This window comes from Lapidilactobacillus gannanensis, from assembly GCF_003946675.1.
Lineage (GTDB): Bacteria > Bacillota > Bacilli > Lactobacillales > Lactobacillaceae > Lapidilactobacillus > Lapidilactobacillus gannanensis.
Genome location: NZ_RHOT01000009.1, coordinates 18,562 through 39,102 on the forward strand (window position 1 = coordinate 18,562; position 20,541 = coordinate 39,102).

The window sequence follows — 20,541 nt, forward strand, 5'->3', positions numbered from 1 at the left end:
CAAGAAACTCCTTCTCTGTTAATCGTTTTGTAGTAGCATTGTTTGGGCACGATATAGCTGTGCTTGATCAACACTAGCTTGATAAATCGCCTTAATTTTTCGTTGGTATGTTAAGGCCACCTCTGGCGCAGTACAAGTTAAGCTTAAGGCGTTACCGTTTTTGACTTTTTCCCACTGCTCAGTTGTTAAGTCAACCTGGGGTAAATTAGCCAAAACTTGCTCTAAGGGCCATAATACTGTTGCTAATTGTTGCTGGTCAACAGCGGTCGCTACTTCAGCTAAGGTCACAGTCTGTTTTAAATCAATGCCACCACTTTCAAGGCGAGTCAAGGCTGACATAACTGACGGGATTCCGAGAATAACCCCACAATCAGTTGCCAACGTACGCACATAGGTCCCCTTGGAACAATGGACTTCGAAATTAAACCGAGCAACACCGTTAGACGCATCAAAAGTCACTGGCGATGTGCGAGTAAACTGACTCACCTCAATCTGTCGAACCGGACGTTCAACGGTTTCTCCAGCACGAGCATAGTCATACAAGCGCCGACCAGCCACCTTAACCGCTGAATACATCGGCGGGATTTGTTTGATTGCCCCCGTTAATTGACTGAGTGCCTGATTAATGACTGTCGCTGTAGGTGCTTGATTTAGTTCGACTCGCTTGATGACCTCACCACTTAAATCCTCAGTCGTTGTCGCAAATCCTAAAGTAATTTCACCTTGATAAATTTTGCCACCGGCCAACAAACGATTAACTAACTTGGTACCTTGACCAACACAAATCGGTAAAACGCCGTCGACATCTGGGTCTAATGTACCCGTATGGCCTATTCGTCGTTCATGCAGAATTTTTCGTAATTTGTAAACACAATCGCCACTAGTCATGCCCCGTGGTTTATAGAGTGGAATGATTCCGTTCATGCTGTAACTCCCTAAAATTTAATAGTTTTAGTATAGCACAACTTGTTCAATAATAAGGCCTGGCCCTAACAACCCATAAAAAGCAACTGTACATTAGTGCTGATGCCAACAGTAAAAAAAATTTAACAATTGACACTGATTTTAAACAACAGCTGCTTTAACCCAACGTAAAAAACGGACAATTCAGCAGAATTGTCCGTTTTGTAATAGCATACTCTTATTTTTCGCGTTCTTGCTGATGCAATTGATTAATCAATTGATCAATATGTTCGCCGTAACGAACTGATTCATCTTGGACAAAAGTCAGATCAGGAATCTTATAAATCTTAATCCGAGCACCGAGCTCCCGACGAATCAAGCCAGTTGCTTTATCTAAGCCAGCCTGTGCTTTTTCAGCATCCGACGCAGCATTGGATAAAATACTGTAATAAATTTTTGCGTGTTGTAAATCACCAGTAAGTCCAACGCCAGTAATAGTCACACCTTCAACTCGCGGATCACGGACCCGTTTTAAAAGTATGTCATTGACTTCCCGCTGAATTTCTTGTTCAACACGACCAATACGATGTTTCATTTTCAGTCCTCCTGCCTTATTTGGCTGGAACTTCCTTCATAACATAAGCTTCAATTTGATCGTCAACTTTAATATCGTTGTAGTTTTCAATTGTAAGACCACATTCAAAGCCTTGACCAACTTCTTTAACATCATCCTTGAAGCGTTTCAAGGAAGCTAATTTACCGTCGTAAATAACGATCCCATTACGAATCAAACGAACACCGGAATTACGTTGAATACTGCCGTTATTAACATAGCAACCAGCAATTGTTCCTAGCTTAGAAACCTTATAGAGTTCCCGAACAGTTAAATCACCTGTGACTTGTTCTTCGTATTCAGGTTCCAACATACCCTTCATAGCATGTTCAATCTCATCAATTGCCCGATAAATAACGTTATGCAAGCGAATATCAACGTTTTCAGTCTTAGCTTGAGCCTTAGCCTGTGGTGTTGGGCGTACATTAAAGCCAATAATAATGGCGTTACTTGCTGAAGCCAAAGTAACATCACTTTCATTGATGGCCCCAACAGCCTGATGAATGATATTGACCCGAACGCCGGCAACATCGATTTTTTGTAAACTGCCAGCTAATGCTTCTGCAGAACCTTGAACGTCAGCTTTAATAATGACATCGATTTCCTTAAGTTCGCCCTCTTTCATCGTTTCAAAGAGGTTGTCTAAGGTAACACGGTGAGATTTACTACGTTCAACTAATTGTGCGCGTTTAGCCCGTTCTTCACCAGCAGACCGTGCAGATTTTTCATCTTCAAAGACCGCAAAGTGATCAGCAGCATCAGGCACATCATTTAACCCAGTAATTTCGACTGGTTCTGATGGAAGTGCATCCTTAACGCGACGGCCATGATCGTTAGTCATAACCCGAACTCGTCCGAAAGTATTCCCAACAACGATTGGGTCACCTGTATGCAAAGTCCCTTGTTGGACAAGTAATGACGCCACTGGCCCCTTGCCCTTATCCAAACGAGCTTCCAAAACGGTTCCGACTGCTTTCTGACTTGGATTAGCTTTCAATTCAAGAATATCAGCTTCTAGTAAAATCATTTCCAGAAGTTCATCAATATTAGTCCCCATTTTTGCAGAAATTTCTACAAAAATAGTATCGCCACCCCATGATTCAGGAATCAATTCATACTCAGTTAATTGTTCCATGACATGGTTAGGATTTGCGCCAGGCTTGTCGATCTTATTAACTGCAACAATGATTGGCGCATTAGCTGCTTTCGCATGGTTAATGGCTTCAATAGTCTGTGGCATAACACCATCATCTGCGGCAACAACTAAGACAACAATATCGGTGACATCAGCACCACGCGCCCGCATGTTAGTGAAGGCCGCATGTCCAGGCGTATCTAAGAAGGTGATAACACGGTCTTTAAGCTTAACTTGATAAGCGCCAATATGCTGCGTGATCCCACCAGCTTCACCGGCAGTAACGTGGGAATGACGGAGACGATCTAGTAAAGTAGTCTTACCATGGTCAACGTGACCCATGATTGTCACAACAGGTGGCCGTGATTCCAAATGATCTTGGTTACTGTTTTCTTCGTTAAAGATTTTATCAATATCTGATAAATCTTCTTCAATTTTTTGTTGGGCATTGATACCGTAATCAGTCGCTAATAATTCAATCGTATCTTTATCAAGTGACTGATTTTGGTTGATCATGACGCCTAGCATGAATAACTTTTTAACAATCTCAGCTGGTTCGCGATGCAATAACTTCCCTAAGTCTTGCGCGTTCATCCCGTCAGTGTAGACCAATGTTTCTGGCAATGGCCGATCTTTACGTTGTGGCATGACTTTCTTAACTTGATGACGTTGTTGCGCCCGTTGTTTCCGCTTATTTTTCTTACGGTTATTCGGATTGTAGCTGCTACCAGGATTATTATTACCACCAAAATTACGATCTTGACGTGAAGGTGCACTGTGCGTATAAACCTTTTTCTTTTCTTCACGTGATTGATCATTCTTTTGCGGTTGCGCTGGTGCTGCCGAAGTAGCCGGTTTAGCAGCTGCTGGCTTTGCTACTGGACGCCGATAATTATTATTACCATTGTTACCATTAGTGCTGCCATTGCTGTTGCTATTATGGCTCTTATTAGTCGTGGCTGGTCGTGGCTGTTTAGCCTGCTCAGCCCGTTTCTTGGCAGCTTCTGCACGTTCCTGACGCTGCCGCTTCAAGCGACGTTGTTCATCATCACGTTCCTGCTTGATTGAAGCTTGCGTTTGTGCAGCCTGTTCTTTATATTGTTGCAAATGACGTAACCCGGCATTAACAGCTGGACGTGGTGCCCCAGTACTTGCGTTATTTTGATTACGACGTTGATTATTGTTATTGCGATTACGATCATTGTTCCGATTATTGTCGTTACGATTACTATTGGTGCTGTTATTGTAACGACTTTGTGGCCGACCGTTGTTATTATAACGGCTAGCATTGTTTGCATTATTAGTGCTACCACTATTATTGTTGTTAACCGTGTTATTAGCATGATTTGGTCGACGATCATTGTTCCGATTATTAACCTGATTTTGGCTATTTTCACGGCGATGATTATTTTGATTTTGTGAATTGCGATTGCCATTAGGACGTTCAGTCTTCTTAGTATCTTGACTAAATTCGCGGCGAATTGAAGTAATTTTGATTTTAGTTTTACCATCATCATGTTGTTGATGTTCACTAGTCTTCGCAGCTGGTTTAGCTGTCTGACTAGTTGTTGGTTTCGTCGTTGCTGGCTTAGCCACTGGCTTCTTAGCAGTTGTATCCTGATGACTTGCTGCTGGTTTAGCGACTGGTGCCGGTTTCTTGGCAACAGTGGTTGTCCCCCCAGCCAAATGACTTTTTACTTGGCCAACTTGCTGATCATCTAAAGTCGACATGTGATTCTTCAAATCAATTCCTAACGCCTTGGCTTCACCAATAACTGACTTACTAGGAATATTAAGTTCTTTCGCTAATTCATATACGCGTGTTTTCCCCATATTTCACACTCCTCAACTACTGCATCAAACCCACCATACCTTTAGCAAATCCGGCATCTGTCACACCAATAACTTTACGTGCTTGGCCGATTGCTTGTGATAATTGATCTGCAGTGAAAATTTCAATCAAGGGAATCTGATAGAAATTTGCTTTGTTTTTAATTCGTTTATAAGTATTTGTTCCAGTATCACTAGCTAAAAAAATCAACGCTAGTTGCTGTTTCTGTGCTGCGGCTACCACAAATTCTTCACCCAAAACTAATTTTTGCGCCCGTCGAGCTAAACCCAAACGTTGCAAAACTTGTTGTTGTGGCTTCATTCCTGTGGTCATCCTTGATCACCAAACAATTCTTGCCGCGCCTTCTGGTGATCAACATAAGCGTAAAGCTCATCATAAAATTCAGCATCAATTCGCTGACCAAACGTTTTATCTAATAAATGTTTGGCTTTAGCTTGTTCAACAGCAACTGGATCTAATGAGACATAGGCGCCACGACCGGGCTTCTTACCAGTTGGATCCAAACTAATTTCACCGTCACTATTGCGCACGATCCGAACTAATGCTTTCTTGGGACGCATTTCATTGGTTAAAATATCTCGTCGCATGGGAATCTTACGTTTTTTCATTTGTTTCTCACCCACTATTCTTCAGAATCAGTTGGTGTGGCTGTTGCATCAGTCTGATCACTTGTTTGATCAGCATCAGCGCCTTCATCAGCAGTCTCGTCATCATCACTGACAAATTCAACTTCTGATTCTGGTTTAATATCAATCTTAAAGCCAGTTAATTTAGCGGCTAACCGGGCATTTTGACCCCGTTTACCAATGGCCAAGGAAAGTTGATAATCAGGAACAATCACCATACATTCACGCTTCTCTTGATCAAATTGAACCGCGATAACTTCGGCTGGATTTAACGCATTAGCAATGTAATCTGATGGATCTTCTTCCCACTTAACAATATCCATATTTTCGCCATTTAATTCATTGACGATTGCCTGAACTCGCTGTCCCTTAGGTCCAACGCAAGTTCCGACTGGATCAACATTAGGGTTAGTCGAACGAACCGCAACCTTGGAACGATCACCAGCTTCACGAGCAATCGAAACAATTTCGACGGTACCATCGTAAACTTCAGGAATTTCTTGTTCGAATAAGCGTTTCACTAATTCTGGATTCGTCCGAGAAACGAATACTTGTGGTCCCTTAGTCGTGTTTTCAACTTTGCTAACAAAAACTTTGATTCGGTCATGAACTTGATAGTCCTCATTAGGAATCTGATCCTGCTTACCCATGACCGCTTCAATATCACCTAAATCAACATAGATGAATTTGTTGTCACGCCGCAAAACTGTTCCTTGAATAATCTCATGTTCATACTGCGTATATTCATTGAAAATCTTAGAACGTTCTGCTTCACGCAACCGTTGCATAATGACTTGCTTGGCTGTTTGCGCAGAAATTCGACCAAAATTCTTTGGCGTGACTTCACGTTTGATATCATCGCCAACTTCATAAGCCCGATTAATTTTCAATGCATCAGTCAAACTGATTTCTAGGCGATCATCAGCAACTTCGTCAACAACTTTTTTGACTGCATAAACATGGATATTCCCTGATTGTTGATCAAATTCCACATCAACGTTTTGAGCTTGACCATAATTACGCTTATAGGCTGAAATCAAAGCTGCTTGAATTGCTTCAATCACAACTTCTTTTTTGATGCCCTTCTCTTTTTCCAGCGCGTCAAGCGCGCCGAGCATTTCTTCGTTCATAATGCGATGTCTCCTTGTTAAAATTCAATCGCTAATCGTGCTTGTGCAATATTTTTCCGCGGAATAACGACACTTTTAGCGCGGCCACGATCACGATACGCCAGTTTCAATTCTTGATCCGATAATTCACGCAAATAGCCTTCAAAGACCTTACGCTTGTCAATTGCTTGATAAAGGGAAACGTGGATATATTGATCAATAGCATTCTGATAGTCCTGCTCATTCTTCAATGGTCGTTCAGCACCTGGAGACGACACCTCCAAGAAATAAGCTTGCGGGATTGGATCAGGATCTAACGAATCAAGTTTTTCACTAAGCGCATCACTAACTGTGACACACTCCTCAATATCAATTCCACCTGGTTTATCAATATAAAGCCGTAAGTACCAGCTTTGACCTTCTTTTTGGTATTCAATATCTACTAATTGAAAATGGTTAGCATTGAGAATCGGCATAACGAGCGACCGAACGGTTTCTATGACTGAACTCAAGACTAAACCTCCTTTCAGGAAATCGGTCAATAAAAAGAGTGAGCATCTCTGCTCACTCGAACCAATTCATGAACTTATTATAGCATAGTTTCTGAAAACTGCCAACTATCAAAGAGTGTGAGGAGTGATGGTCAGACTGCGTAGCGTAATTTCGATTATTTGATTGAGCGGTGCCAACCGATCGAGCAAATAATTAAATTAGGCATAGCAGTCTATCGCTCCGAACACGTTTCAGCACCACAAAAGCTAAGACCTAGCAAAGTTTTGAAACAGAATTGGTTCTGACTCCATTGCGGGCTTGCTGGTTGTGGAACGCGGCCGACATTGATTTGAGCCTTTGCTCCACAAAGTCTCAAATACAAGTCTTCTCGTAAGTGCTAAAGCACCAACGAGAATTTGGCTGCTACTCGCAAGCTCGGGCTCAAATAAAAGCCATTGGCTGACAACCACGCCCTCCATTCCGTCTGGAGTTGAGTTAGTTCATTTCACTATTATTAGTGGTTGAGGCAGTTATTGTGAAGCTAATCAACTCTGTTAGACCGCGATCAAATTTGAACAGTAAGACCAAAATAGTCTAATTGATCATCACTTTCCAGTTCTGTAACATGCTGATTTCGTCAACTCCAGAAAACTTGTCAATCAAACTATTAGTTCACCCCAATCTGATTTTCTAAACAGTGGCGATCAGTTCCGTTAGTTTATCCTGGTGGTGGCTGGGCGATTGGCGTCAATGGTGAAATTATTCTTGCCGCTTCAGCGGTTAGAATAAGGCTTGTATTTGAGATTGTTGCGCAGCAATAAGCTCAAATCAATGCCCACCATGCTCCACGCCCTCTAAATCGCCCAGCCACCACCAACCCCTAATTGGGGAAGTCTTGGCACTAATTCAGTTTTAAGACCATCAAATTGCTAGACCCCTGCCGTTCCTCAACTAGGACGCGACCAAGAACCATCTAAAACAGCGACAACTGATTCTGATCGGGCAAATCATCAAGGACGCCATTCAATGTCAAATAATCAATCAAAGTCTTGGAAACTTTACCACGAGTTGCCAAGTCTTCTTTCGATAAGAATGGCCGTTCAGCACGTGCTGCAACAATTTGTTTAGCAACGTTCGCGCCTAACCCAGGAATAGCTTTAAATGGCGCTAAAATCGTGTGATCGTCAATGATTTGGAAATCATCGGAATCAGATTTTTCAATATCGACCATCTTGATTTCAATGCCCCGCTCCAGACATTCATTGGCCAGTTCCAGAACCGTCAACAGATTAGCCTGTTTAACCGCGCGACCTTTACCCTTTTCATTAATTTCATCGGTTAATTCTTTCATCCGTGCTTTAACGGCTTCCTTACCATGACTCATGGCAACCAAATCATAATCATCGGCCCGCACACTGAAATATGAAGTGTAATAAATAATTGGGAAATAGACCTTGAAGTAGGCAATCCGCAGTGCCATTAAAATATAGGCCGTAGCATGGGCCTTAGGAAACATGTACTTGATTTTTAAGCAAGAATCAATGTACCAATCAGGCACACTCTCATTGGCTCTTAGCGTTTCCTGCCATTCATCAGGAATTCCCCGGCCCTTACGAACATGCTCCATGATTTGAAAGCTTAGCTGTGAATCAACATCCCAGTGAATCAAATCCATCATGATGTTATCCCGACAACCAATAACGTCCTTCAAGGTAACCACCCCTTGTTGAATCAGCTCTTCGGCATTACCTAACCAAACGTCAGTCCCATGAGACAAACCAGAAATCTGCAGTAATTCCGCGAAAGTACTGGGATGCGTTTCTTCAAGCATGCCGCGAACAAAAGCCGTCCCGAATTCCGGTACGCCTAAAGTACCCGTTTTCGAATTGATTTGTTCTGGGGTGACCCCCAGTGCGTCAGTCCCAGAGAACAAGGACATAACTTGTGGATCATCAGTTGGAATGGTAACCGGATCAACACCAGATAAATCTTGGAGCATCCGGATCATGGTTGGATCATCATGGCCCAAAATATCTAGTTTGAGAATATTATCGTGAATTGAATGAAAATCAAAATGAGTGGTCTTCCAAGCTGCATCGGTTTTGTTCGCTGGGAACTGAATCGGCGTGAAATCATAAATATCCATGTCATCAGGCACAACGATAATGCCGGCCGGATGCTGACCAGTGGTACGCTTAACACCAGTGGCACCAGAGGCCAAACGATCAAGCTCGGCACCACGAAAATGACGGTCGTTAACTTCCTCATAATGCTTAACGTAGCCATAGGCCGTTCGATCAGCAACGGTACCAATCGTGCCGGCCCGGAACACGAATTTCTCGCCGAACAAAACTTTGGTATAGTTGTGGGCAATTGGCTGGTAGTCACCAGAGAAGTTCAAATCAATATCGGGAACTTTATCCCCTTTAAAACCTAAGAAAGTTTCGAAAGGAATATCGTGACCATCTTTAACTAATTCAGTGCCACAATTAGGACAGTTCTTATCGGGCAAGTCAAAACCAGAGCCATACTCACCTTTAGTGAAGAACTTACTATACTTGCACTTCGGACAACGATAATGGGGCGGTAATGGATTAACCTCAGTAATCCCAGTCATGGTCGCAACGAAACTGGAACCGACCGAACCACGGGAACCAACCAAGTAACCATCTTTACGGCTCTTAAACACTAATTTCTGGGCAATTAAATAAATAACCGAGAAACCATTACCAATAATTGATTTAAGCTCCTTTTCAACTCGGTCCTTAACCAATTGTGGCAAGGGATTGCCGTATAAATCATAGGCCTTGTTCATTGCCAAAGAACGAATTTCCTCCTCGGCACCTGGCATATGTGGCGTGTAAAGTTTGTCTTTCACCGGGGTAATATCGCCATCAACCGAATCAGCGATTTTATTACTATTGGTGATGACGACTTCTTTGGCCTTGTCAGCACCTAAGTAAGCAAAATCAGCTAACATTTCCGCTGTCGACCGAAAATGCACATCTGGCAGCAATTGCCGACTTAAAGGATTACTTTTGTCAGCACGAATCAAAATTTCTCGATAAATTGCGTCATGAGGATCTAGATAATGAACATCGCCAGTTGCGACCACCGGCTTATTAAGATCCTCGCCGAGCTTAACGATATTTTTGATAATATCCTCCAGAGCGGCATCATCATTGATCAATTCTTTCTGAATCAGTGGTTGATAAACTGCTTTAGGCATAATTTCTAGATAATCATAATAGTTGGCTTTCTGCCGAGCATCTTCATAGCCCTTTTGCATCATGCTGGTAAAGACCTCACCGGAGTCACAAGCGGAGCCAACAATAATGCCCTCGCGATATTCATTCAGCAATGACTTAGGCACTCGCGCCACCCGATAAAAATATTTAACCATCGAATCAGAAATGATTTTAAATAAATTCTTTAAACCAGGCTGCGTTTGTGCAATCAAAATAGCATGGTGCGGACGGGATTGACGGTAGGCCGAACCATCACCGACATGATCATTAAGCTGATTAATATTGGTAGTGCCAAATTTATTTTCTAATTCTTTCAGTAGCGCGTAATACAGCAGTCCCGTTGCTTCAGCATCAGCGTCAGCTCGATGATGATGTTCCAGAACAATATTATAACGTTTGGCTAAGGTGTCCAATTTATGATTACTATTTTCAGGATGTAAAGTACGCGACATTTCCAGAGTATCCACAATTGGATTATGCACTGAAGAACGACCCAAACGGTTTAAAGCCGCATTCATGAACCCAATATCAAAGGTAACATTGTGGCCAACAACCACATCATCGCCAACAAAGTCCATAAACTCTTTGATAGTCGTCGCTTCATCTTCACCACTTTGAACCATTTCATCCGTAATATTGGTTAGATTGATCGTGGTTGCCGATAAGGGATGACCGGGATTAATAAAACGATCATAGCGGGCCAATACTTGGCCATCCTTCATCTTTACGGCCCCAATTTCAATGACCGTATCATAAACCGCCGATAGACCCGTTGTTTCCACGTCAAAAACCACGTATTCACCTGCATCAGCAACTTCATCGCGCAAATTATACGCAATATTATTACCGTCATCGACTAAGTTGACCTCAACACCATACAGCATTTTAACGCCTAACTTCTGACTTGCTGCATGTGCATCTGGGAAAGACTGAGCCCCGACATGATCAGTTAAGGCAATCGCCGTTTGGCCCCAAGACTTGGCACGTTTAACAAAGTCACCAATACTATTGGTCGCATCCATTTGACTCATATTTGTGTGCAAGTGTAGTTCAACCCGCTTTTGTTCGCCTTGATAAGCTTCCGCTGGTTCTGGATGCTGAAATTCTTCCATTTCATTGGCATTCAAAACTAACTCATGAGTAAACTGATCATTTTGAACGCTTCCTTGAGCGCGCACCCAAATTCCTTTTTTGAACAATTCGAAAATTGCCGCATCATCACCACGTTTGCGTGAAAATACTTTGATCATAATTGAAGATGTATAATCTGTGATCTCCAAAGTTAATAGTGAGCGTCCCGAATTGAAAGTACGAATTTCACTATTGAACACATAACCTTGCACATAAACCGAGCGTTCTTCTTGATCAATTTGGTCCAAAGTAATCAGTGGTGATTTAGGATTGACGCCACCACCTAGAATTGCTTCAGTTGGTGCTTCGCCTTGATTACTCTGTGCCTGCTGCTGTTGTTTCTTTTCAGCAATTACGGTGGCAGCTTTCTTAGCAATTTCCTGATCACGTTTAGCCTGTTTAGCTTTCAGGTCATCGATTTTTTCTTGAACATTGGAATCATCCAGTTCAATCTTGAAATTCAATGCCGGAAAGCCAACCCGTTCAAATGACTCCTGAATTGGTCCCAAAGCTTGTTTCTCAACAAAGCTCTTAACAATTTCGTTATCGACATTCAAAATTAAACGTTGATCAACTAATTCTGGTACTTGATTCTGGCAAACTTCGTTAATCATTGGCGACTTCAAACCAGTCTGGCTCAGCACGTAAACCCAATAATCACTAATTAATTCTTGAGTAACTTGTGGTTGTTTAACTTTGAGTTGTAGTTCAACAGTGGCAATATCAGTGAAGGTTGTCGTCAGCTGCTGTAAAAATTGTTTAAAAATATCATAGGGAAGAATCTGTGCCAATTCTAAAGTAAACGTCCAACGTTTTGAAGCTTCATGAACTGTTAGCTGTTGTAAAACACCAGCCGCAAAGAAATGTTGTTGTGCGTCGGGCCACTTAATTTGTTCTAAAAGGGTCGCCATTAAATCTGTTTCTGCCAAATGAGTTACTCCTTTACTACTAAACCATCGTTTCCCAACTAAAAAAGTGAGTTTGGACAGAAAAATTCAGTCCAAACTCAAAGGTTAAACCTATGCTTCTGTTTTTGCTAAGAGGATTTGAATAACGTTAACTAAATCTTCCTTCTTCACTTCAAGTTTCTCACCAGTTGCTCGTAATTGTACTTCAACAATACCGTCAGCAGCTTTCTTACCAACTGTAATTCGAAGTGGTAAGCCGATCAAATCACTATCAGCAAATTTAACACCAGCCCGTTCATTGCGGTCATCAGTCAAATAAGTATAGCCAGCATCATGTAATACTTTTTCTAATTCAGCAGTAACATCAAGCTGTTCTTGCTTCTTAATATTAACTGGGATCAAATGAACATCAAATGGTGCGACATTCCGCGGCCAAATAATGCCATGATCATCAGAATGTTGTTCAATAATTGCTGAAAGTAAGCGCGAAACACCAATTCCATAACAACCCATTAACAGCGGTTGTTCTCGGCCGTTCTCATCTAAGAAAGTAGCCTGAAACGTCTTGGTGTAACGTGTACCTAGTTTAAAGATATGACCAATTTCAATTCCGCGAGTGAAATGTAAACGACTCTTCCCGTCAAGCGCCAAATCACCTTCACGAACAACCCGTAAATCAGTCACCTGATCCGCAGCAACTTCGAAATCACGGCCAGGATTAACATTTAAGAAATGATGCTCAGCTTCATTAGCGCCAGTCACAGCGTTTGTTAAATTCATAACTGTTTCATCAGCAACTAAACGAATTTTATCATTGATTTTAACAGGTCCGACTGAACCTACAGGTGCTTGCAACCATTCCTGAACTTCCGCTTCAGAAGCTAAAGTTAATGCGTCAGCTTGCAAGAAATTCTTTAACTTAACGTTATTGATTTCGTAGTCACCACGAATTAAAGCTAATACAGGTTCACCATCAGCCATGAATAGAACACTTTTAATTAATTTTTGCGGCACAACACTTAAGAAATTAGCAACATCTTCGATACTACCAACATTTGGTGTCGCGACTTTGGTCAATTCGGCTGCTTGTTCCTGTACGGGAATATAATCATCTTGATTTTTAGCCATTTCCAGATTAGCAGCATAGGCATTATTGTCACTGTAAGCAATCGTATCTTCACCAATTTCTGCAATCGCGGAAAATTCACGAGAATCGTTGCCACCCATCGCACCAGCATCGCCAATGATCATGCGATAATTCAAACCAACTTGGTCAAAGATGGTCCGATAAGCTTGTTCTTGTTTATCAAAAATATCATCTAATTGAGCCGGATTAGCTGAAAAAGAATAAGCATCGTACATAATAAACTCACGGCCACGTAATAAACCATAGCGTGGGCGATCTTCATCACGGAATTTCGTCTTAATTTGATACAAAGTTAAGGGTAATTTTTTATATGATCGGATCTCATGGCGAACCAAGTCAGTGATTGTTTCTTCGTGAGTTGGTCCTAAGACAAAGTCACGTTGATGGCGATCTTTCAGCTTAAACAAATTTTCACCGTAAGTTGCATAGCGCCCACTTTCACGCCATAAATCGGCCGGAATAATCTCCGGTAGTGAGACTTCAACGGCACCAGTTTCATTGATTGCGTCACGAATAATTGCTTCGATCTTTTGTAACACTCGAACTGCCAAAGGTAAATAAGAATAAATACCAGCGGAAGTTTGACGAATGTAACCTGCCCGCAACATTAACTGATGACTACGAGCCTCAGCGTCAGCCGGATTTTCTTTCAAAGTTGGGATAAACATTTGTGATTGTTTCATACTAAATAATTCCTCCAAATAAGTCTAACTGACCCCTAAATCTATGTACAGTGGCACTCAGATGCCAACTGTGATGAACACTTTACTATTTAATAAAATAACGGACGATATCATTCCAAGTGACAGCAACCATCAGTAATACTAAGAAACCAGCACCGATTAAAGTAACAATACCTTCTTTATCAGCTGGAATTGGTTTGCGACGAATAGCTTCAATCAGATTTAAAAGAATTTTGCCGCCGTCAAGACCAGGAATTGGTACTAAGTTGACCAAGCCTAAGTTAACGGACAACATTGCCAGGAACCAAACAATATTAGTGAACCCAGCACCTACAACTTGGGAAGTACTCTTGAAAATACCAACTGGACCGGATAGTTTATTCAAACTAAAGCCACCAGTAAAGAATGACCCTAATACTTTCAGAATTTGACTTCCCATTGACCAAGTTGCCGTAAAACCATACTTGATTTTACCAAGGATTGAACGATCAACTTTGGTCATGATACCAATTTGTCCATAACTCTTCCCAGATTCCTTAACTGCTTTTGGCGTTAGGCTGGTAGTTAATTGACGTTGGCCGCGCTTGATCGTGACAGTTATTTTCTGGTCAGGTTTAGTTTGAATGGCTGCCACCAGACTATTCCAATCTGGCGTCCTAGTTTGATTGACTTTAACAATTTCATCATTAGGCCGAATACCAGCAACCGCAGCTACAGAATTTGGTTCAATTGATCCAATCTGGTTACTGTTACTGGGAACACCGCCTTGCAAAAAAGCTACCAGCATAAAGCCTAGGATCGCCAACATAAAATTATTGAATGGCCCAGCGAAGTTGGTTAAAATCCGCCGGCCAACTGTTGCTGACTGAAATTGGACATCGCGCGGCGCAATTTGAACTTCGGTACCATCACGTTCAACGATTAACGCGTCATGATCAACTTGATAATGGCGTGGCTGATCAGGATCTGCATTTTCATTACCAGAAATGGTTAACTGATCAACTAAATCGGCTTGACCAATCTGTAAGGGAATTCCAGAAAGGTTGCCACTACCTTCACTAATATCAATGCGATCAACGAGGCCTTGCTCATTAACTTGGATGGTACTCATCGTCCCAGGCTCAATCGCTGAATCATCATCCTCGGCGCCAGCCATCCGCACGTAACCACCAACTGGCAACCAGCGAATAGTAAAAGTCGTGTGATGTCGCCGCCAACTGACCATTTTTGGACCAAAGCCAATTGCAAATTCACGGACCAGAATTCCCGACTTGCGTGCCATAAAATAATGGCCAAATTCGTGAACTACAACTAGTATGCTAAAGATAATTAAAAAAGAAATAACAGTTTTCAAGAAAACACTCCTCAGTCGATGTGTAGTTCAACAATTGACCCGTTCAAATTAAAGTAAACCAAACCAATGCATCATTGGCAAAACAAATAATAGACTATCAAACCGGTCTAAGATACCACCGTGCCCAGGTAAAATTTTACCTGAATCTTTGACACCATAATAACGTTTGTAAGCTGACTCAACCAAATCACCCATCTGGCCGAAGATTGAGAAAACTAAAGTGACTAATAACATCAAGAAGTAATTGTGATAACCAACTGGGAAGAAGTATAAATAAATCGCAGCACCTGCTAATGCACACAGCGTACCGGCAATACTCCCTTCCCAAGTTTTATTAGGACTGATTGCTGGCCAAAGTTTATGCTTGCCAATCTTACGACCAAATGAATAAGCGCCAATATCCGTCGCCCAAATTACCACGAGAATATAGCCTAACAAGGCCAGGCCACCAGCCGCTCCACGAACAGCAACCAGGGAGTGAAAACCATTGCCAATGTAAACAATGGCTAAAGTATTGATCCCAATGTCATCAATATTGGTTCGATTCTTCGTCAGAACGGTCACGATTAATAACAACGCAATTGCAATCGCAAAAATATCAAATCGATTTAAGTATTTCGGTAAATGTTCAAAAGCGCCATCTGGTAACACTAGCGCAATGATCCCCAAACTTGAAATGAAAAAGTCTGGTGAAATAATGATTCGTTTCCGCATGATGAAAATTTCGGAGAGCCCAATGATTGCCAAAAGAATTGCGGCAACATCAATCCAAACTCCACCCAGTAAAATAATCGGAATAAAAATAATTAAAGCGACTACCGCTGTGATTACGCGTTGCTTCATGAAAATTTCCTGCCTTCTACTTTTTTTCTGTTGCTAAACCACCGAAACGACGATCTCGGCCTTGAAAGACAGCGATTGCTGAAGCTAATTCATCAGCCGTAAAATCTGGCCAATAAGCATCGCTGAAATATAATTCACTATAAGCTAATTGCCACAGCAAGAAATTCGACAACCGCAATTCGCCGCTAGTCCGAATCAACAAATCTGGATCAGCTAAAGCGCCTAAACTAGTCGTCATTAAATGCTGACTAATTGTTGCCTCATCAATCGTCTCTGGATCAAGCTTTTGATTGGCAACTTCCCGACCAATTTGCTGAACGGCAGCTGTAATTTCGGCACGGCTACCATAGTTTAAGGCAAAATTTAAAATCATGCCATCATTATCAGCGGTATCAGCCATTGCCTGATACGTGACCTGACGCGTCTTTTCCGGTAATTCCTCCAAGAAGCCCATGACGTTGACCTTAACATTTTCCGCCATTAATTCAGGAATAAAAGTATTGAAAAAGTCAATTGGTAACTGCATCAGATAATTAACTTCGTCAGTTGGTCGTTTCCAATTTTCTGTCGAAAAGGCATAAAGTGTTAAGACCTTAATACCCATCCGGCTAGCGGCCTTGGTTAAGGTCTTAACATTATCCATCCCCGCTTTATGACCAAATGCACGCGGACGATGGTGAGCCTTGGCCCAACGACCATTGCCATCCATGATAATTGCAATATGTTCTGGAAAATGTCCTTTAGTAGTGGTCAAATGATCAGCTCCATTGTTAGTTTAACTCGTTCTAGCCTTCAGTAATCTCTTTAGATTTTGTTGCAGCAATGGCATCAATTGACTTGATTGACGCATCAGTGACTTGCTGTAATTGATTTTCTAAATCATGAAGATCATCTTCAGAAATTTCACTGTTTTTCTCTTGTTTACGAATAACTTCTAAGGCATCGCGCCGAATATTTCGGACGGCAATTTTTGCGCCTTCAGCATCTTTGCCCACTTCCTTGGCTAATTCTTGGCGGCGTTCCCCAGTTAATTGGGGAATAACCAACCGAATAACATCGCCATCATTCGCTGGATTTAACCCTAGATCAGATGCCAAAATTGCTTTTTCGATGTTATCTAATGAAGACTTATCATAAGGCTTGATCATTAAAACTCGTGGTTCTGGGACATTGATGGCCGCCATTTGGTTCAAGGGTGTTGGCGCACCATAGTAATCAACATTGATTCGGTTCAACAAAGAAGCGTTAGCCCGACCGGCACGAATATTAGCCAACTCACGCTTAAGTGCTTCTTCAGATTTCACCATTGTTTCTTTTACTTTTTCAATTGTTGGATCTGTTGCCATGTTTATTTACCTCCTTCAATAGTTGTACCAATATTTTCGCCTTCGACGACACGTTTGATATTCCCAGGTTCATTCATATTAAATACCACGACTGGAATATCATTATCCATTGATAAACTGCTAGCAGTTGAATCCATGACATTAAGGCCTTTATTTATAATATCTAATTGTGTTAATTGTTCAAATTTTACAGCTTCTGGGTCCAACTTAGGATCAGCTGAGTATACCCCGTCAACGTTGTTCTTGGCCATTAAAATAACGTCCGCATCAATTTCAGCAGCACGTAAAGCTGCAGCTGAATCTGTTGAGAAGTAAGGATTACCAGTACCACCAGCAAAAATAACAACTCGATTTTTCTCTAAATTACGAATTGCCCGCCGCCGGATATATGGTTCGGCAACCTGCCGCATTTCAATGGCAGTTTGCACTCTAACTTCAACGCCAAGACTTTCCAAACCATCTTGCAAGGCCAATCCGTTCATCACTGTAGCTAACATGCCCATAGAATCAGCCTGCGCCCGATCCATGCCCATTTCAGCACCAGTTTCACCACGCCAAATATTACCGCCACCAACAACGATCCCAATTTGAACACCTAAATCGTGAACATCTTTGATTTGCTTGGCAATAACCTTGATCACTGGCGGATTGATACCAAAACCTTTTTCCCCAGCCAGCGCTTCACCGCTTAATTTTAATACAATTCGTTTATATTTAACATTTGTCATAATTTTTTTAGCCTCCGTAGTCTGCTAAATAACATTCTACCATATGTCATCGGAAATTTTTAAGAAAATTGTGCTGGTTCGGCTGACAATTAAAAAAAGTAGCGACGCTAAATGAAAATTCGCCTTGGGTTTCAGAAACATCATACTCTCTGTTAACCGATCCGCACCAACAGTTGACCAAATTGATACTGTTTTAAATTACACAGTGACCATCAATCGTTTTTAGCTAACCATTGATAAACAATATCTAGGGCAATCATTAGTGAACTGCCACTACAACAATTTTTACTTATTTTTCAAATTGGTTATATGATTATTTACTACACACCTCGCTTAGTTCCTACTCATTAAACTCATTCTACTATGCACTAGTAATTCTATGAAAAAATTCAAAAAATACAGTCATTCCCATTCAGGATGACTGTATTTTTTGAATGCCTTTACAATGATTAGTCTTTAATTTGGCTCATAACTTCTTCAGCAAAGTTATCGGCTTGTTTTTCAATACCTTCGCCAACTTCAAAGCGAGTGAAGCTAACTAACTTGCCGTTCTTGCTGGCAACATATTTAGCAACCGTTTGGTCAGGATCTTTAACGAATTCTTGATCAGCTAAACTAATTTCTGACAAGAACTTGTTTAAGCGGCCATCAACGATTTTAGCGATAATCTTTTCAGGCTTGCCTTCGTTTTTAGTTTCTTCAGTTAAAACTTCACGTTCGTGATCCAAAACTTCTGTAGGAACGTCTTCACGAGAAACGTACTTAGGATTGATTGCAGCAACGTGCATTGCCACGTCACGAGCAGTTTCTTCATCAGCACCTTCAATCACAACTAAAGCAGCAATTTGGCCACCATTGTGTAAGTATGAACCGAAGTTTTGGCTGTTAGTTTTTTCAACTAATTGGAAACGACGTAAGCTGATTTTTTCACCGATTACAGCAGTAAGGCCAGTGATTCGTTCAGCAATTGTGCCGTCAGCAATTGGTAATGCTAAAGCAGCTTCGTTATCAGCTGGTTTGTTCGCAGCAATCGCATCAGCAATTTCACCAACTAAGGTTGTGAATTTGTCATTGGTTGCAACGAAATCTGTTTCTGAGTTAACTTCGATAATAGCTGCAGTATCACCACTAACAGCGATTTGTGCTAAACCTTCAGCGGCAACACGGTCACTCTTCTTAGCAGCTTTAGCCATACCTTTTTCACGTAAAACATCAATTGCTTTTTCCATGTCACCATCAGTAGCGACCAATGCTTTTTTAGCATCCATCATCCCAACGCTGGTTTTTTCACGTAATTCTTTAACTTGAGCAGCAGTAATTTTTGCCATGTATATGACCTCCAAATTTAAGTTGTGAAGAACAGCGATTTTTTGACGTAGCCTAACTTTGGATAATTGATTGAGCGGTGCAACCGATCGAGCAATTATTCAAGTTGGGCATAGTCATTTGCTGTTCTGAACACGATTATATCCAGTTGTGAGGGGCAGCGAACTTTTGGCGCTCTGCCCACACTAATTTATCAAACCATTATTTTGACAAAGAAAGAGCTTGCACCAAAACCAGGTTTTGATTCAAACTCTTCCGAATGCCAATTAATTCATTGACGGGAAATTATTCAGCGTCGTCAGGAGTTGATTCTTCAACTTGATTTGCAATTTCTTCGATTGATTCGTCGCCAGCTTTAGCTGCTGGTTCTGGTTGTGCTTCGTCAGCGCCTTGGTCTTCACCTTGACGGCCTTCGATAACAGCATCAGCCATTTTAGCAGTAATCAAACGTACGGCACGAATAGCATCATCGTTTGAAGGGATGATAACATCGATATCATCAGGATCAGTGTTAGTATCAACCATTGCAACGATTGGAATGTTCAGCTTTTGAGCTTCTTTAACAGCAATCCGTTCTTTGCGAGGGTCAACGATGAACATCACATCAGGAATCCGAGGCATATCTTCGATACCGCCTAAGAATTTCTCAAGTTTTTCTTGTTCCTTACGTAAGAGGGAAACTTCTTTCTTTGGTAAAAGATCGAAAGTACCATCTTCGCTCATCTTTTTGATATCTTTTAAATGTTTGATCCGGCTTTGGATGGTATTCCAGTTAGTTAAAGTACCACCTAACCAACGATGGTTAACGTAAAATTGACCAGCGCGAGTTGCTTCTTCAGCGATTGCTTCTTGTGCTTGTTTCTTAGTACCAACAAATAAGAAAACACCACCGTCAGCGGCAACAGCCTTGACAAAGTTATAAGCGTCATCAACCATTTTTACAGTTTTTTGTAAATCGATAATGTAGATACCGTTACGTTCTGTAAAAATGTATGGCTTCATCTTTGGATTCCAACGACGAGTTTGGTGACCAAAGTGAACCCCTGCTTCTAGTAATTGCTTCATTGATAATACTGCCATGATAAAGCCTCCTAATG

General features: G+C 41.5%; 16 protein-coding genes and 1 pseudogene. All 17 read right to left on the reverse strand.

Annotated elements, in window-relative coordinates; all coding sequences use genetic code 11:
* Positions 1 to 18 precede the first annotated feature (18 nt).
* On the reverse strand, positions 19 to 924 hold the full coding sequence (truB, locus tag EKM81_RS03820) for a tRNA pseudouridine(55) synthase TruB (protein WP_125648673.1): 906 nt from the start codon (positions 922 to 924) through the stop codon (positions 19 to 21).
* 217 nt (positions 925 to 1,141) lie between these two features.
* Positions 1,142 to 1,498 (reverse strand): 30S ribosome-binding factor RbfA, encoded by a 357-nt coding sequence (gene rbfA, locus EKM81_RS03825; protein WP_125648676.1) that lies wholly within the window; start codon positions 1,496 to 1,498, stop codon positions 1,142 to 1,144.
* 16 nt (positions 1,499 to 1,514) lie between these two features.
* Positions 1,515 to 4,247, reverse strand: a complete 2,733-nt coding sequence (infB, locus tag EKM81_RS03830) for a translation initiation factor IF-2 (protein ID WP_449813740.1) — start codon at positions 4,245 to 4,247, stop codon at positions 1,515 to 1,517.
* Positions 4,248 to 4,346: 99 nt separating this feature from the next.
* Positions 4,347 to 4,484, reverse strand: a pseudogene (locus EKM81_RS11640) (translation initiation factor IF-2 N-terminal domain-containing protein); the annotation flags it as partial.
* Positions 4,485 to 4,500: 16 nt separating this feature from the next.
* The gene (locus tag EKM81_RS03835) at positions 4,501 to 4,815 is read right to left on the reverse strand and encodes a YlxQ-related RNA-binding protein (protein ID WP_225420167.1); all 315 of its coding nucleotides are present in this window, start codon (positions 4,813 to 4,815) and stop codon (positions 4,501 to 4,503) included.
* Positions 4,812 to 5,111, reverse strand: a complete 300-nt coding sequence (gene rnpM / locus EKM81_RS03840; RefSeq protein WP_125648681.1) for an RNase P modulator RnpM — start codon at positions 5,109 to 5,111, stop codon at positions 4,812 to 4,814. The genes EKM81_RS03835 and rnpM overlap by 4 nt, the downstream gene beginning before the upstream one ends.
* Before the next feature lie 14 nt (positions 5,112 to 5,125).
* Positions 5,126 to 6,259, reverse strand: coding sequence for a transcription termination factor NusA (gene nusA, locus EKM81_RS03845; RefSeq protein WP_125648684.1), 1,134 nt, complete (start codon positions 6,257 to 6,259; stop codon positions 5,126 to 5,128).
* Positions 6,260 to 6,276: 17 nt separating this feature from the next.
* Positions 6,277 to 6,750, reverse strand: a complete 474-nt coding sequence (rimP, locus tag EKM81_RS03850; RefSeq protein WP_125648687.1) for a ribosome maturation factor RimP — start codon at positions 6,748 to 6,750, stop codon at positions 6,277 to 6,279.
* A gap of 953 nt (positions 6,751 to 7,703) precedes the next feature.
* Positions 7,704 to 12,020, reverse strand: coding sequence for a PolC-type DNA polymerase III (locus tag EKM81_RS03855; protein ID WP_125648768.1), 4,317 nt, complete (start codon positions 12,018 to 12,020; stop codon positions 7,704 to 7,706).
* A 108-nt stretch (positions 12,021 to 12,128) separates the two neighbouring features.
* Positions 12,129 to 13,847, reverse strand: a complete 1,719-nt coding sequence (locus EKM81_RS03860; RefSeq protein ID WP_125648690.1) for a proline--tRNA ligase — start codon at positions 13,845 to 13,847, stop codon at positions 12,129 to 12,131.
* A gap of 85 nt (positions 13,848 to 13,932) precedes the next feature.
* On the reverse strand, positions 13,933 to 15,201 hold the full coding sequence (rseP, locus tag EKM81_RS03865) for an RIP metalloprotease RseP (protein ID WP_125648693.1): 1,269 nt from the start codon (positions 15,199 to 15,201) through the stop codon (positions 13,933 to 13,935).
* Positions 15,202 to 15,249: 48 nt separating this feature from the next.
* Entirely contained in the window at positions 15,250 to 16,044 is a 795-nt protein-coding gene (locus tag EKM81_RS03870; protein WP_125648696.1) for a phosphatidate cytidylyltransferase, read from the reverse strand.
* Between the two features lie 16 nt (positions 16,045 to 16,060).
* A complete protein-coding gene (locus EKM81_RS03875) occupies positions 16,061 to 16,798 on the reverse strand; it encodes an isoprenyl transferase (protein WP_225420168.1) in 738 nt (245 codons plus the stop codon).
* A 31-nt stretch (positions 16,799 to 16,829) separates the two neighbouring features.
* Positions 16,830 to 17,390 (reverse strand): ribosome recycling factor, encoded by a 561-nt coding sequence (gene frr, locus EKM81_RS03880; protein ID WP_125648699.1) that lies wholly within the window; start codon positions 17,388 to 17,390, stop codon positions 16,830 to 16,832.
* A 2-nt stretch (positions 17,391 to 17,392) separates the two neighbouring features.
* A complete protein-coding gene (gene pyrH, locus EKM81_RS03885; RefSeq protein ID WP_125648702.1) occupies positions 17,393 to 18,118 on the reverse strand; it encodes a UMP kinase in 726 nt (241 codons plus the stop codon).
* Positions 18,119 to 18,567: 449 nt separating this feature from the next.
* A complete protein-coding gene (tsf, locus tag EKM81_RS03890) occupies positions 18,568 to 19,446 on the reverse strand; it encodes a translation elongation factor Ts (RefSeq protein ID WP_125648705.1) in 879 nt (292 codons plus the stop codon).
* 283 nt (positions 19,447 to 19,729) lie between these two features.
* Positions 19,730 to 20,524, reverse strand: coding sequence for a 30S ribosomal protein S2 (rpsB, locus tag EKM81_RS03895; RefSeq protein WP_125648708.1), 795 nt, complete (start codon positions 20,522 to 20,524; stop codon positions 19,730 to 19,732).
* Positions 20,525 to 20,541: the final 17 nt, after the last annotated feature.